The organism is Streptomyces sp. NPDC006197, from assembly GCF_040613865.1.
GTDB lineage: Bacteria > Actinomycetota > Actinomycetes > Streptomycetales > Streptomycetaceae > Streptomyces.
Genome location: NZ_JBEXSZ010000050.1, coordinates 22,480 through 35,410 on the forward strand (window position 1 = coordinate 22,480; position 12,931 = coordinate 35,410).

Annotated in this window: 13 protein-coding genes and 5 pseudogenes; 14 read left to right on the forward strand and 4 right to left on the reverse strand. The window is 69.2% G+C overall.

The genetic code is table 11. The features are described from left to right. Positions 1 to 199 precede the first annotated feature (199 nt). Positions 200 to 664 (reverse strand): Clp protease N-terminal domain-containing protein, encoded by a 465-nt coding sequence (locus ABZ318_RS17825; protein ID WP_356903401.1) that lies wholly within the window; start codon positions 662 to 664, stop codon positions 200 to 202. A gap of 324 nt (positions 665 to 988) precedes the next feature. On the opposite strand from ABZ318_RS17825, the pseudogene ABZ318_RS17830 reads away from it, so the two are divergent. The 6 genes and pseudogenes from ABZ318_RS17830 to ABZ318_RS17855 all read left to right on the forward strand — a co-directional run. Then, positions 989 to 1,309 (forward strand): annotated as a pseudogene (locus ABZ318_RS17830) (helix-turn-helix transcriptional regulator); the annotation flags it as partial. 159 nt (positions 1,310 to 1,468) lie between these two features. Beyond that, entirely contained in the window at positions 1,469 to 2,068 is a 600-nt protein-coding gene (locus ABZ318_RS17835) for an SMI1/KNR4 family protein (protein ID WP_356903402.1), read from the forward strand. A gap of 211 nt (positions 2,069 to 2,279) precedes the next feature. Beyond that, positions 2,280 to 2,540 (forward strand): hypothetical protein, encoded by a 261-nt coding sequence (locus ABZ318_RS17840; RefSeq protein ID WP_356903403.1) that lies wholly within the window; start codon positions 2,280 to 2,282, stop codon positions 2,538 to 2,540. 87 nt (positions 2,541 to 2,627) lie between these two features. Then, positions 2,628 to 3,137 (forward strand): hypothetical protein, encoded by a 510-nt coding sequence (locus ABZ318_RS17845; RefSeq protein WP_356903404.1) that lies wholly within the window; start codon positions 2,628 to 2,630, stop codon positions 3,135 to 3,137. Between the two features lie 453 nt (positions 3,138 to 3,590). Further along, positions 3,591 to 3,782, forward strand: a pseudogene (locus ABZ318_RS17850) (glycosyltransferase); the annotation flags it as partial. A gap of 141 nt (positions 3,783 to 3,923) precedes the next feature. After that, positions 3,924 to 4,964, forward strand: a complete 1,041-nt coding sequence (locus tag ABZ318_RS17855; RefSeq protein ID WP_356903424.1) for a glycosyltransferase — start codon at positions 3,924 to 3,926, stop codon at positions 4,962 to 4,964. Between the two features lie 737 nt (positions 4,965 to 5,701). Here ABZ318_RS17855 and ABZ318_RS17860 read toward each other — a convergent pair. Beyond that, the gene (locus tag ABZ318_RS17860) at positions 5,702 to 6,604 is read right to left on the reverse strand and encodes a hypothetical protein (RefSeq protein ID WP_356903405.1); all 903 of its coding nucleotides are present in this window, start codon (positions 6,602 to 6,604) and stop codon (positions 5,702 to 5,704) included. Positions 6,605 to 6,695: 91 nt separating this feature from the next. Between ABZ318_RS17860 and ABZ318_RS17865 the strand changes: the two are divergent. The 3 genes and pseudogenes from ABZ318_RS17865 to ABZ318_RS17875 form a co-directional block, all read left to right on the forward strand. Continuing rightward, positions 6,696 to 6,817, forward strand: a pseudogene (locus ABZ318_RS17865) (IS5/IS1182 family transposase); the annotation flags it as partial. 6 nt (positions 6,818 to 6,823) lie between these two features. Further along, a pseudogene (locus ABZ318_RS17870) lies at positions 6,824 to 7,258 on the forward strand (hypothetical protein); the annotation flags it as partial. A 638-nt stretch (positions 7,259 to 7,896) separates the two neighbouring features. Next, positions 7,897 to 8,085: a hypothetical protein gene (locus ABZ318_RS17875; RefSeq protein WP_356903406.1), complete on the forward strand. Its 189-nt coding sequence runs from the start codon at positions 7,897 to 7,899 to the stop codon at positions 8,083 to 8,085. A gap of 78 nt (positions 8,086 to 8,163) precedes the next feature. On the opposite strand, the gene ABZ318_RS17880 is transcribed toward ABZ318_RS17875, so the two are convergent. Both ABZ318_RS17880 and ABZ318_RS17885 read right to left on the reverse strand, forming a co-directional pair. Next, positions 8,164 to 8,325, reverse strand: coding sequence for a hypothetical protein (locus tag ABZ318_RS17880; protein WP_356903407.1), 162 nt, complete (start codon positions 8,323 to 8,325; stop codon positions 8,164 to 8,166). Positions 8,326 to 8,440: 115 nt separating this feature from the next. Continuing rightward, positions 8,441 to 8,935, reverse strand: a complete 495-nt coding sequence (locus tag ABZ318_RS17885; RefSeq protein WP_356903408.1) for a TetR/AcrR family transcriptional regulator C-terminal domain-containing protein — start codon at positions 8,933 to 8,935, stop codon at positions 8,441 to 8,443. A gap of 190 nt (positions 8,936 to 9,125) precedes the next feature. Between ABZ318_RS17885 and ABZ318_RS17890 the strand changes: the two genes are divergently transcribed. The 5 genes and pseudogenes from ABZ318_RS17890 to ABZ318_RS17910 all read left to right on the forward strand — a co-directional run bounded on the left by ABZ318_RS17890 (position 9,126) and on the right by ABZ318_RS17910 (position 12,690). Then, on the forward strand, positions 9,126 to 10,388 hold the full coding sequence (locus ABZ318_RS17890) for a beta-ketoacyl-[acyl-carrier-protein] synthase family protein (RefSeq protein ID WP_356903425.1): 1,263 nt from the start codon (positions 9,126 to 9,128) through the stop codon (positions 10,386 to 10,388). A 485-nt stretch (positions 10,389 to 10,873) separates the two neighbouring features. Beyond that, positions 10,874 to 10,951, forward strand: a pseudogene (locus tag ABZ318_RS17895) (transposase); the annotation flags it as partial. Positions 10,952 to 11,177: 226 nt separating this feature from the next. Further along, positions 11,178 to 11,327, forward strand: coding sequence for a hypothetical protein (locus tag ABZ318_RS17900; protein ID WP_356903426.1), 150 nt, complete (start codon positions 11,178 to 11,180; stop codon positions 11,325 to 11,327). Between the two features lie 67 nt (positions 11,328 to 11,394). After that, the gene (locus tag ABZ318_RS17905; RefSeq protein ID WP_356903427.1) at positions 11,395 to 11,676 is read left to right on the forward strand and encodes a hypothetical protein; all 282 of its coding nucleotides are present in this window, start codon (positions 11,395 to 11,397) and stop codon (positions 11,674 to 11,676) included. 39 nt (positions 11,677 to 11,715) lie between these two features. After that, positions 11,716 to 12,690 carry an ankyrin repeat domain-containing protein gene (locus ABZ318_RS17910; protein ID WP_356903409.1) on the forward strand — a complete coding sequence of 325 codons (975 nt, stop codon included), beginning with the start codon at positions 11,716 to 11,718 and terminating at the stop codon, positions 12,688 to 12,690. The last annotated feature ends 241 nt before the right edge of the window (positions 12,691 to 12,931 follow it).

Sequence of the window (12,931 nt, forward strand, 5' to 3'; positions counted from 1 at the left end):
CCGGTCCACCCACCGGGCACGCGAGGGCAGGTGACGGCGAGGCCGGAAGACAGCGTGCGCTCCTGCCTCTGGGGGCTACCCGCGACCGCCGTCCCCGTGGGGAAGCGTGACCACGCGGATGGAGGAGTACGCGACGCTCAAGCCACCCGAAGCGGGGAGTCGCATGACTGTCGACACCGGTCGGGGAAAACCCCGGCTCTCAGGTGCCCGTCCGCCGAAGGCGTTCGCGGACGGCAGCGCGGTCGGTGCCGAGTCGTGCTATGAGTTCCGCCGCAGGATCCGGCTCCTTGCAGTCGAGCAGGGCCAGCAGAAGGTGCTCCGGCGCGATGCGTCGACTGCCGGCTTCCCTCGTCTCGGCCAGGGCGCGTGAGAGGACGGCGCGGGCGCCGGAGCTGAAGGGGGTGCGCTTGCGGGAGGCGGGAATCGGCGGGCGGTCAATGCCGTGGACGTCGATGCCGACCGCAGCCAGCGCGGACCTGTCGAGGGCGTCGAGAGCGGCACGTGCGGTCTCCAGGCCGGCTCCAAGGGCCCGGACCGAGCCGGGTTCGTGGAGCAGTCCCAGGAGAAGGTGATCAGTGCCCATGCGGCGATCGCCCCGGAGTGCGGCTTCGCCGAGCGCCGAAGTGACGGACGCGCGGGCACCTGCTGCGAACTGTTCGAACATGGTCGTCTCACTTCCCGTACTTGGCGTGCACGGACTGCCGGGAGACACCGAGGGCGTCGCCGATGGTGAGCATGGGCGCCGGCCGAATGGATCAGGGGGCGAAGGCCCAGAGATAGCCGACGTGGTTGAGCCGGTTGTTCTTACCGACTTCGGCTTGTCAGGGTGACGCAGGGACGCCGAGGAGGACAGACGTGATGGGCGATAGCACTCCCGCCCCGGACTCCGGCACACACGCTGCGCCCGGCTCGCACGGCTGGCCATCGCGCTTGACGACAGGCAGGTGAGTACCTGCCTGTGTCGAGCGTGAGCCTCGAAGCAACAGCGGTGGACTCGGTTTTCAAGGCGCTGGCCGATCCCACGCGGCGGCTCCTGCTCGACCGGCTGCGCGAGCACAACGGGCAGACGCTGCGCGAGCTGTGCCAACGCCTCGACATGGCACGCCAGTCGGCGACACAGCACCTGGACGTCCTCGTGCGGGCCGACCTCGTCACCGTCGTACGGCGCGGCCGGGAGCGGCTGCACCACCTCAACCCGGCCCCGATCCACGAGATCGAGAAGCGCTGGATCTCCGGCTTCGACAAACCCCGCCTGCAAGCGATCAGCGCCATCAAGCACCAGGCAGAGGAGTACGCCACGACCAACGCACCCACACCGGTGCTGTTCTCGACCACGAGCACGCGGGGCCGCACGGCGCACTGGGGTTTGTCGGGAAAGTGCTGGTCACAGCCGACAACGTCCAGCTCCGCCAGGGTGGTTGTCAGTGCGTTCTCGTAAGCTCGCGGCGACCTGATCGAAGGGATTGCCGTGGAAGACCCGACGGGCATCGCAGAACTGGCCAAGATCCTTCCTCCAGATCTTGGCACTGACGAGGAGATCGACTGGGTGGCCGCGGAAGCGCGGTGGGGCACGCGGCTCCCGCGGGACTACATGGCCTTCATGTCCGTGTGGGGTGCTGGCTCGTTCGAGGAAGTCTGCATTCTCATGCCCCTGCCGAAGGAGTACGTCCAGTGGGATCCAGGGACCTTCGAGGAGGAGACGGAGAACGCTCGCCACACCTGGGAGATGCTGAACGGCCAGGAAGGCCTCGACATCAACCCGGACCACATCCTCGCCTGGGGTGTCACCTCCGGCGCAGACATCCTCTGCTGGCTGACCACCGACCCCGACCCCGACCAGTGGCCGGTCCTGGTCTACGGCCGCCACACTCGTGACAACTTCACCCTGTTCTCCTGCGGCATGGTCGAATTCCTCCGCAAACTACTCCTGGACGAGTTCGACCCTTATCCAATCAGCATCGATCTCCGCGACGCATCCCCGCGCTACGTGCACTGGCTCGAGCAACAACGTCGCTGGAAGGCGGACTTGGACCAGTACCCCGGTGAGTCACGGCCCGCCAACCAGTAGGAGTTGTCGCGGCCCCTGGGCACGGTCCTCGTCGACGGCTTGACGGCCGGGGTCGAAGACGAGGGCGAGACGGCGTACGTGCGCGTACTCGTCTTCCTCCTTCCACCTCGCCCTGGCGGGCCGGGCCGGCGCTCGCCTGAGCTCCGTACCCGGGGCCTCCGTCAGCCGGAGCACCGTCCTGCGCCTGGTAGATGCTCTTCCCGAGCCGAAGATGCCCGCCCCGCGTGTGGTCGGCGTCGGCGAGTACGCCACCCGCAAGGGCCGCCACTACGGCACCGTTCTCGTCGACGTCGAAACCCGCCGTCCTGTCGACCTACTGCCCGACCGGGAGGCATCGAGCCTGGCGGCCTGGCTCGACGCCGTCCGGCAGGACGGCCTGCCCAGCCTCCACACCCTCGCCGCAGGCATCGACCGCGACCGCGACGCCGTCGCAGGCTTCGCCCTCCTGCGGAAGCGCGTCCTCATGTCCTGACCACCGACGACGGGAGGAACTCGATGGCAGCGACATCGGCGGATGTGCAAGCCTTTCCCCTTCCAGATGCCGACGGAGAAGACCTTGATGACCCGCGACGAGGCCCTCGATCAGTTCAGACACATCGCGCGCGAGAGGGCATTTGGCAGGCATGTCGGGTCGGACAGGCTCATTCAGGCAGGTCTGGACGCGCTGCTAGCCGGGATCGAGAGCCCGTCCCTGGCCATGCTGGCTGGCCTCCTCCGGAGCGAAGAGCCCGAAGCGCCAGAGCTCTTCGACCAAGTGCTGGAGGAGCTGGGACTGCTCTTCCGCCCGCCCGCGGACCCCCGGGCCGCAAAGTGGGCGATGGCCTACTGGATCGCCGGTCAGATCGCCGACGGATCCCTGGATCCCGCCGCCGGCACTCACCTCATCTGGGCAGACATCGCCTATGACCTCGGCTATCCCGACGAGCTGGGACCACTGGTGTCCTGCGCGCACAACCTGGACGGCTGGGAGGAGAGCTGGGGAGTCTCCGTCGAGGAACTCAACGAAGAAGCGGTCGAGGCAGCGAAGCAGTTCCTCAGCAAGAAGTCAGCAGCCGAGGCGGGGGACTAACTCGGGGTACGTTCTCGCCATCGGGAGCGGTCAACCGCGAGGTGATCCGCTCACCCGACGTGGCCACACCACAGAACCTGAGCCAGAACCCGAAACCCCGCTCAAGCCGGTGTGCCGGAGCGGCGCCGACGGCGACGCGGGCTTCGAGGTCGGCGACGCGCCGGTCCTGGAAGCGCAGGTTCGAGCGGACGGCCTTGAGTCGCTCGGCGAGGGTGCGGTTGTCGATGGTGACGTACTCGAAGGAGGAGTGCACCATCACCGGGCTGACCCGCTTGATCAGCTCGCCGATCCGCAGGCCTCGTCGGGCGGCCAGGCGACGACCAGCCGGTCCCGCGCGGCGTTCACCGTCTCCGGCAGCTTCTCCCTCGCCCTATCCGGCAACATCTTCGGGTGCCGGCGGTGCGGCCCCAGCCGGTTCTTGTGGACGAAGCCGGCCCTGCCCTCTCCTCCGGCATGGCTGGTCGTTCCTCGCGCTTCGGAGGTCACATACTGACCCCTGTGCGTGTTGCATTGATCACAGCAGGTTCGCGGGGTGATGTGGCGCCCTTCACCGGGCTCGGCCACGGCTTGGCACGGGCGGGACACGAGGTCACCGTCGTCACTCACGAATCGTTCTCCGGACTGGTTCGCGAGGCCGGTCTCGGCTTCCACGGTCTCCCCGTCGATCCGCGCGCCGAGCTGCGGACCGAGGCCGGCCAACAACTCCTGACCAGCCATAGCAGCCCCGGCAAACTAGCGCGTGTACTGGTCATGGCCCGGCGCCTGGTCGACGGCATGGTCCCCGGGATGCTGGAGGCAGCACGCGACAGCGACGTGCTCCTGCTCTCCGGGTCCGTGGCGCCCCTGGGCCAGGTCATCGCCGACGGCCTCGGGTTGCCCAGCAGAGGGGTCTACCTCCAGCCGATCACCCCCACCGGCGCGTTCCCGCCGCCGGTCCTGGGCATCCGCTCCTTCGGCGCCGCAGGCAACCGGCTGGCCGGGTGGGCGGTCAACGAAGCCCTGGGCCTGGTCTTCGCCCGGGCGGCCCGCCTCGTCGAGCGCCGGCACGGCCGCCCCCACCGTCGCTTCCCGACGCGCCGCCGTCCTCGCGAACAGCAGAACTGGCCCGTCCACCACGGCTTCAGTCCCCTTGTCGTCCCGCGCCCGACCGACTGGCGGCCGGGCCTTACGGTGGGCGGCTACTGGTGGCCGTACACCTCACCGACCGTCGAACTGGCCCCGAAGGTCCGTCGCTTCCTCGACTCCGGACCGGCACCCGTCTTCGTCGGCCTCGGCAGCCCGACCGTCCCCGATCCCCGGCGCGTCAGCGACCTGATCGTGCGGGCCCTGCGCAAGGCCGGACTGCGCGGCGTGATCCAGTCCGGGTGGAGCGGCCTGGGCGCCGACAACAACGACGGCGACGACATGCTCACGATCGGCGAGGCACCGCACTCCCTGCTGTTCCCACGGATGGCCGCGATCGTGCACCATGCCGGGGCGGGGACCACGGCCGCGGGCCTGCGGGCCGGCGTACCGGCCGTACCGATGCCCGTCTGGTTCGACAACGCCTTCTGGGCCTCCCGCCTGACCGCACTCGGCGTCTCCCCGGGAGCCGTCCCCCTCCGGCAGTTCACCACCCCCGACCGCCTCGCCGACACCCTGGTCGCCGCCACCCGCAACCCTTCCTACCGCCAACGCGCCGCCGTCCTGGCGGAACGGCTGGGCGAGGAAGACGGTGTGGCACCCGTCCGCGAAGCCCTGGAAAACCTTCACCGGGCTGCCGGACACGGCGCAGGCCGTCCCGACACACCACAAGGCCGCGGCCCGAAGACAACAGGCTCCACGTAAGCCCCCCTGCCGGACCGGTCGGCGGGCAGGTCTCGACCGCAGGCGGAACGCGGGCGCCGCCGTGTCCCGAGCCGGTGTCGTCGACCCAGTAGTAACTCATCGCCCGCGTTGTGGTGGGCGTGGCGTGCGGCGGAGCCCGAACGGGGGCGGGTGGCCGCGGCGGCCGTGGCCGAAGTCACGGACGATGTTGAAGCCGTACTCCTTTTCGACGCAGACGTTCTTCACGCGGGAGGGGAGAAGGCACGAGCCGCCGAGATGCCGAGGCACTCGCCCGTACGCCGTCGAGGCCGCTTGAAGAGGGCGTCTCTGGACTGGAATCCCGGCCGAGGCCATGGCCCGGAACGGAAACGCACATCGTTTTACCCACCCTCTGGGCAGTGCCTGAGGAGGTACGAGGGCACAGGCCCGGCATACCGGGAGAAGCCATCCACTCGGGACTGCTCCGGTCCCGGCGAGGGCGAGGTGGTGCACGTGGCAACAATGGCCCGGGCCCCGGGGCGGTGAGCTGCTTCTTCGTCCCGGGCGTGCGTGTCCCGGGCGTCTCTGTGGGGAGCTGGCAGGCGCTCCTTGATCTTGAGCCTTTTCCAACCTCGTACCTGTGCTGCTCCTCGGCCTGCTGATGACTGCACGCGCCGATCTGTAGCGAGGTCATGACCAGCAGATCCGCAGTCGGTCCCGGCGGCCCAGACGCTTCGCCGAGCATGGTCAGCAGCGCTGACATCCGGGTCAGAAAGGGCTCAGCGCTCCGGCAGCTCCCATGAAGCGAACCAATGGGGGAACGGCCCGGCGGAGGGCGGGAACGCGAACGGCGAGGTGCGGTCGGTGAGCAGGCGCAGCACGAATTCGCCGGTTCCGCAGTCGAAGCGCTGCCACTCACCGCCCAGGTACTGCACCAGAACCGGCCATTCGTCGGGATCGGCCGGTCCGGTCAGCCAGTGGAAGGTCAGCTCCTGCTCGGAGGTCCCCCATTGGAGCACGCCGCCAGGCGCGGGGTGGACCGGGTATGGCCGGTACAGGTCGGCGTACCGTGCCATGTCCTGGCCCCAGGAGACCAGATCCATGCCCAGCGCACCCGGCACCAGCAGGTCCAGGTACTCGTCGAAACTGCCCGCGCCGAAGGCATCGACAATGTCCTTGTAGTCACCGGGCAGCGCGGTGCACAGCGCTGCCTCCGTCGCGGCCCAGTCGACGCCGCACCGATCGGGCTCCGTCCACCCGGTGGCCTCCCGCAGCAACGCCACCCATCCGACACCGGGCGGGCGGGTGAACGCGCGCCGGGCGAGGATCACGACGCGACGCGGGCCGTCGGGGGTGGCCGTCACTCCGTATCCGAACCAGTGCCCGGCCAGCACCCACCCGCGCAGCTCCAGCAGCCCGCCCTCCCCGCCGATGGGAAGCCCACCCTCCCCGCCCACCGGCGGACCGTCGGGCACCCCTGCCGCCGTGCCCCCCACGACCCACGCACGTACGGGCAGACGCGCCCCGTCGATCACGTCCGCAGCGACGCGCTCCAACGCGGCCAGATCCTCCGCGTCACTGGGCACACAGACATGCCCTGCCCCATGAGTGGGCAGCGGGCAGTGCAATTCGGGCGCGCGCCAGGCGTCGTTCAGACGGGCGCGCAGAGCGGAGGCGTCCATGCGGCCAAGTGAACAGCACGGCACTGACATTGAGCCTCTTCAACCTGCATCAGCAGTACGCCGTTGGGCTGACAACAGGGTGAAGCCCCTGAGTCTCGGCGAACGCGCCATGGCCACCCTCAAATGCTGGCGCCTCCTGAGGAAGCTCCGCTGCAGCACCACCCGGATCACCGCCTCGTCCGTGCCGTCGTCGCACTCGAACTCGCCACCTGATCAGGATGGAAAAGGCTCCTTGTGTCGGAGAAGGGCTGGAAGTGCCAGTACCTGGAGGGAGAGACGGTGCTTCGGGCGCCCCGGGCAGAGGTCGTGCTGTCCCGGCCGGTGGATGCCGAGCGTCCGAGCCTGCGGGTTCGGCCGACCGCCGGTGTGCTGGCGATCTTCCGGTTCCTTGACGACCAGGTCGTTGACTTCGGCGTCGGCTTGCGGGAGTTGCAGAGGCAGGAACGACTTGATGTGTTGTGCGGCTCTCGCCGGGAGATCGGGCGACGGTTGGGCAAGTCGGTGCTGATGGACACGGAGGGTGCCTATGGCCATCCGGTCCTCGGTTTCGATGTCGAGACTGATCGAGTCGCCCTCCTCATGGGACCTCAGATCAGGCGGCTGAGTCCGACGGCTGAAGTCGGTAGAAAGTTTTGTCTCGGAGCGCTGAAATAGCAGCCTGTCGGCCCAGCCCGACGGGCGTCCGAGCGCCTCGGGTTCGAAGGCCTTCGGCGGCGCACGGAAACACGCGTCCGCCCTCGCGCCACTTCGTCCCGAGGTGGTCCGAACACTGATGCACGACATGACCGCCTGCTGCCCCAACACCCCGGCCTGGGCCTGGCTTCATGGCCGAGGATTACGTAGACGAAGTGCATGTGCGCCCGTGATCCGCTCTTACGAGCACCAGACACAAGGGAGATTCGTTGTCTCACTCGGAAACAGACCGTGCGTGGAGCCTCCTCATCGCCGCGCGTGACTCGTACCGCGCTGCCACATCACCGAACTACGACGAAGTCCTGTGGGAAGTCTCGCAACGAGCCGAAGCGTCGGGCTCCCTCGGCAAAGCCGACATCGGTGCTCTTGTGGTCTGGAAGCGGCTGTCAGCCCGAACCCGGTGGGCCTCTGCGCTCATGGCCCTCCCCGACACTCAGGTCCGCGCAGCCACGAGCAAAGCGTGGGAAGCCGTCCGGGACACATCCCGCCCCCGCGCACTGGCCGCCCAAGCCGGCCGAGCCGCTCTCGCCTCACTGCCGGGGTTCCGCAAGGGAGACGCTCTGGCCTCCGCCGTCCTTACGGCAGCAGCACCACTCCGCATGGCCGTCTATGACAGCCGCGCGCAACGGGCACTCGAAACCCTCGGCCTGACACTCACCGATGACTCGGGGCGGTACGGCCGCTACATGGGCCTCATCGACGATCTCCTTATCCGAAGGAAGCCATCCGAACGCGAATGGACGGCACGGGACGTCGACATCGCCCTGTTCTGGATCGGTGGGGCCTGACGCCGCAAACGAACTGCAGTTCAGAGCCCCTCGCTTCGTCCGAGGCGCTTCCCTGTGTCCTTCCGGCGATTGCTCAGTTCACGTGAGCGAGATCGTGATCTCGCCGGTCGCCGAAACCTGCCGGGCCTCCACCGCGTCCTGTTCCAGCTGGAGTCCCGAGACGTCCTGGACGGTCTCGACCTGGAACTTTCCCGGCTCGATGGCGAAGGTACTGCTGCTGAAGCTGTCACCGGTCAACACGCTGTATGCCCTCCACTGCTCATGGCTGAAGGGCCGGTGGTCATCTCCGCCGGCCCCACTTGCATGTGCCTGACGCCACGAGCGCAAGGAGTTCACATGATCCGCCGGACACGCCCTAGCCGGGCTCGGGGTCGTCGTGGATGGTCAATGCTCCGGCGAGGTCGAGATCGGCGACGGTGCCGTGTGCTCCCGCGCGGACGAGCAGCACTGCGCCGAGCGCGGTGCTCCAGAACGTCCTGGTCTCCACGTCGAGCGGTCGACGGGCCCTCCAGCCGCGACCGTCGATGAGCCGGCTCGCGAAGCGCTCGGATTGCCGGAACAGCAACTGGAGGTGCCGGTCGACCACGGGAGCGAGCTCGGGCTTGGAGATCGCGGCGGCGAGTGCTCGCGCGACCGATGGGAGCGAGGGCATGGCCAGTACGGCGCGGGCGATGTTGCGCCGGAACGTCGCCGCATCGGGGGCTTGGCGCCCGATGCGCTCGACCCGTCGGGCGTCGTGCAGCAGGCCGAGAAAGGCGGCGTGCACCAGCAGCGAGTCCTTGGAGCCGAAGTAGTAGGTGACCTGATTGGGGAAGACGCCTGCCGCGTTCGCGATCTCCGCGACGCTCACCTCCGCGCCAGGCCGCTCCTTGCAGAGCCGTGCAGTCGCCTCGATCAGCCGACGCCTCGTCGCGCGACCACGGTCGCGCGACCGAGTCGACGTCGATCGTGCTTCGGTTCGCTTCTTCTCCACACCCAAATTGTATGTGATACAACAGGGCCCTGTTCACTTGTATCGCATACAAGAAAGGTGGAAGGGCATGCACCGGACTGAAGTCGTCGTGACCGGACTCGGCGCGATCACGCCACTCGGTGGAGACGTGGAGTCCACCTGGGAAGCCCTGCTTGCCGGCGAGTCCGGCATCCGCGGTGGCGTCCTGCGAGGCCAGGAGGACGTCGGACTTCCCGCGGTCGTCGCGGGGACGATGGCGATCGACCCCGCGGCGTCGCTGTCGCCGGCGCAGGCCAGGCGGCTCGACCGCTCGCAGCAGGCAGCCTTCGCCGCGGCGGCCGAAGCCTGGGCCGATGCTGGCTCCCCGGAGGTGGACCCGGACCGGCTCGCATCGGCGATCGGCACGGGCATCGGGGGCGTACAGACGCTGCTGAAGGAAGACGACGCGCTGGAGACGGCCGGGACACGGCGCGTCTCGCCCCGCACGGTCCCGATGCTCATGCCCAATGCGGCGGCAGCGCTGATCAGTATCGAATACGGCGCACGGGCCGGGGTCTACACGCCCGTCTCGGCGTGCTCTTCCGGTGCCGAGGCGATCGCCCTGGGGGCCAGGCTCATCCGTGCCGGCGAGGCGGACGTGGTCGTCGCAGGTGGAACCGAGGCCGCGATCACCCCGATCACCGTCGCCGGCTTCGTCCAGGCACAGGCACTGTCGCGGCACACCGCCGAACCTGCCTCGGCCTCCCGGCCGTTCGCGGCGGACCGCAGCGGGTTCGTCCTCAGCGAAGGCGCGGCCGTCGTCGTACTCGAAAGCGCCGAACACGCCGACGCCCGAGGTGCGCGCGTCCACGCGGTGCTCGCGGGCGCCGGCATCGCCGCCGACGCTCACCACATCACGGCGCCCGCTCCCGACGGCTCCGGTCAGATCTCGGCCATGCGGAAGGCCCTCGCGCAAGCCGGCCTGGCTCCCGAGCAGATCAGCCACATCAACGCCCACGCCACCGGAACTCCGGTCGGCGACGTCGCCGAGGCGCACGCGATCGGGAAGGTCTTCGGCCGCGCCACCGTGACGGCCCCCAAGGCGGCGCTCGGCCATCTCTTCGGCGCCGCCGGCGCGATCGAGGCGCTCATCGCCGTTCTCAGTGTGAAGCACGGCGTCATCCCGCCGACCCGCAACCTCACCACGGCCGACGTCGGGCCCGGCATCGATCTCGATGTCGTCGCAGAGCGACGAGACGTCCCTCAGGAGGCCGTACTCAGCAACTCCTTCGGCTTCGGCGGGCAGAACGTCTCACTCATCGTCACCGGCGCACGGCACCACGCATCCCGTGCGGCCTCCGCCACACCATGACCCACGCGAACGCACCATCAGCCGTGGAGGGTCACCCTCAACGGGATTCTGGTCTCGCACCGCACGGTCACCCGCCACCTGGCCGCCTCCGGTCTGAACCGAGGAAAGTCCATCGACCCCAACGGAAAGACCAATCGATAGGCGCGGACGATCACCGCTCGACAGCCCCGCCGCATGGGTGCGTCGACATGAAGAAGGTCGCCCGGGTCTCCGACGGTGGTGGCTGACGTCGCCCGTCCGAAAGGCCTCCGGCGGGCCGGCCGCAGGTCTGCCATGGACCTCCTTGATTCCTGGACCATCCGCTCGGTGCAGCGGTGTCGGCGGGTGCGGGACGGGGGCGGTCCGCGGGCTCTGCGGTCGCAGGGCCGGCGTTGCTGCCGAGGCTGAGTCAGAGGCAGTTCGCACAGCTGAAGGCGGAGTCGGCCAAGGCGCCGGCCGCGCACGGCTGGGAGGCCCAGCGCTGGACCCTGAGCCGTGTGAAGACGGTGATCGGCCGGCGCTTCCACCTGACCTGCAGGGTCCAGGGCGCGTGCAAGCTCCTGGTGCGCAACGACTGGTCCTGCCAGGTCCCGGCCCTGCGGGCGATCGAACGGGACGAGGAGGCGGCGGCCGGGTGGGTCAGGCGCACGGGAAGCATGGAACGGGGTGGAGCGTCGGTTGTTCCGGCGCTCCGGTCGCGTCGTACCGGTCCAGTCCCTGGCGGGTCTGAGGAAGTCGGCGCCGACGGGCCGGGCCGTCTCCTCGACCGCGTCGCGGTTCCTGTCCGCAGCCGTGAACAGGACCATGCCCATGCTGCCCTTGTCAGGGCACATGCACATCGCCCGGAGCGTGCCGGTGGTCACCTCGGTGTACCGCAGGCAGCGCATCCAGCTCCCGTACGGGCCGGCCCCGGCCCGTCGACTCCTCCAGCTCACTGCCGGGCACCGCACCGAGCCGTAGGGCACCGTCGGCAGGACGGTGACGCGCAGGATGATCAGCACAGCGGTGGCCACACCGACGGCGAGCGGTGCTCGAGGCCCCGGCGCAGCAGCACGCGCGACCAGGTCCGGCCGGGGGCGGCGAGGGCGTCGGTTGTCTCGGCAAGCACGGCGAGGCGCAGAACGCACGGGGCTGCACCAGCCCATGCGCGGCCTTCGCGGAAGACCTGCTCGGCTGCTTCGTCGTGGCCGTCGCCGTCCTCGGCCGTATGAGCATGGGCGAGTGCAAGGAGGAGCCCGGCGTCGGGCCCGTCTGCCAGGAGGAGCAGTCGGCGGACGGCGGGATGTCAGAGCTGTGTGCGAGCGTGTGACTGGTAGGAACCGCGTGGTCAGGTGTCGAAGGGGGTTCGATGACAGTGGTGGATGACGGCTGGGCCGGTATGGGCTGGGACTGGACAGACCACGCCGAAATTCGCCGACGCCTCGACGAAGGCGCCGATCCGGAAAGCTGGAGCGGGGGCCGCCCCTTGCACCGCGCGGCGTTGTTCGGCTCTCCGGAGGTCGTCGCGGAGCTGGCCGGCCGTGTGGCGGACGTGGATGCGCTGGAGAACGGGGTGACGGCCCTGTGGGAGGCCGTGGTGGGCAGGAAGCCGGAGAACGCGCGGGCCCTCGCCGCTGCCGGGGCCGATCCCTGGCGGCCGTCGATCGGCGGTTGGTCACCGGGACGGCTGAGTCTCGCGGGAGGGACGCCGGATCTCTTCCCGGTACCGGCGGGGATACGCCTGACCGCCGCGGAGCGTGCGGCAGCACAGGAAGCCGCTCGTCTCGTCGCGGCACTGGGCGAGTTCCACTACGACGGCACGGGGCTGGCCTGCGTGGCCGGGATCGACGCGGCCGAAGCGGTTCGCCGCCTGGAGGCGGTACCGGTGGAGGACGAGGTCATCGACCAGTTGCTCGAAGCCCCGTACGAGTACGACATGGACGAGAGTCTGCGGTTCATCGGTGTCACCTCCGTGCCGGGCGGCTGCGTCGTGACACAGCCCTGGGGGTACGCGCCACAGATGCCAGGCGTGTTGGCCCGGCTGTCCGCCGGCACCGTCTGCTACGGCCTGTACGCCAATCCGAAGAGCGGCAACCAGGGCAGCATCGCCCGTCACGGAAGCGTCGAAGGCTGGGACCTGCACCCGGGCGGCGGACCGTACGAGAACGACACCTCCGAGGAAGTCCTGAACTCGTACCTCTACCAGTACAGGGCCGTGGCTTACGCCTGCGCCTTCGTGGGACTGCGCCCGACAGACGCACGCGCCGTGGTCGGGCCTCCTGATGTGTGGGTCGAGCTGCCGGACCGTGACTATTCGAGGTCCTCGGCAAGCTCTTGGTTGTAGTGGCGGGTGATCGCTCACTGCTGCGGTGTCGCGCCGGTCCCGATCGCGGTGTTGGCGACGAGGCGGGTGCAGGTCCAGTCGGAGCGGAGACCGGTGAGGAGCCGCGTGCTCAATCCGCATGCGCACCTGCTCTCAAGCCAGCCCCAGGGCGCCGTCTCGCGCGTTGTCCCGGCGAGAGTCACATGACCGCTGAACAGTCCGTGGATCTGTCTCATTTTCCGCCCCTGCGTGGGTAGTGGCA

Excerpts from the sequence above, each read along its gene's own strand:
- ABZ318_RS17910 (WP_356903409.1), top strand. The coding sequence starts at position 11,716 with ATGACAGTGGTGGATGACGGCTGGGCCGGTATGGGCTGGGACTGGACA.
- ABZ318_RS17900 (WP_356903426.1), top strand. The coding sequence starts at position 11,178 with ATGCTGCCCTTGTCAGGGCACATGCACATCGCCCGGAGCGTGCCGGTG.
- ABZ318_RS17860 (WP_356903405.1), bottom strand. The coding sequence starts at position 6,604 with ATGGACGCCTCCGCTCTGCGCGCCCGTCTGAACGACGCCTGGCGCGCG.
- ABZ318_RS17875 (WP_356903406.1), top strand. The coding sequence starts at position 7,897 with ATGGCCGTCTATGACAGCCGCGCGCAACGGGCACTCGAAACCCTCGGC.
- ABZ318_RS17855 (WP_356903424.1), top strand. The coding sequence starts at position 3,924 with ATGCTGGAGGCAGCACGCGACAGCGACGTGCTCCTGCTCTCCGGGTCC.
- ABZ318_RS17825 (WP_356903401.1), bottom strand. The coding sequence starts at position 664 with ATGTTCGAACAGTTCGCAGCAGGTGCCCGCGCGTCCGTCACTTCGGCG.
- ABZ318_RS17840 (WP_356903403.1), top strand. The coding sequence starts at position 2,280 with ATGCCCGCCCCGCGTGTGGTCGGCGTCGGCGAGTACGCCACCCGCAAG.
- ABZ318_RS17845 (WP_356903404.1), top strand. The coding sequence starts at position 2,628 with ATGACCCGCGACGAGGCCCTCGATCAGTTCAGACACATCGCGCGCGAG.
- ABZ318_RS17890 (WP_356903425.1), top strand. The coding sequence starts at position 9,126 with ATGCACCGGACTGAAGTCGTCGTGACCGGACTCGGCGCGATCACGCCA.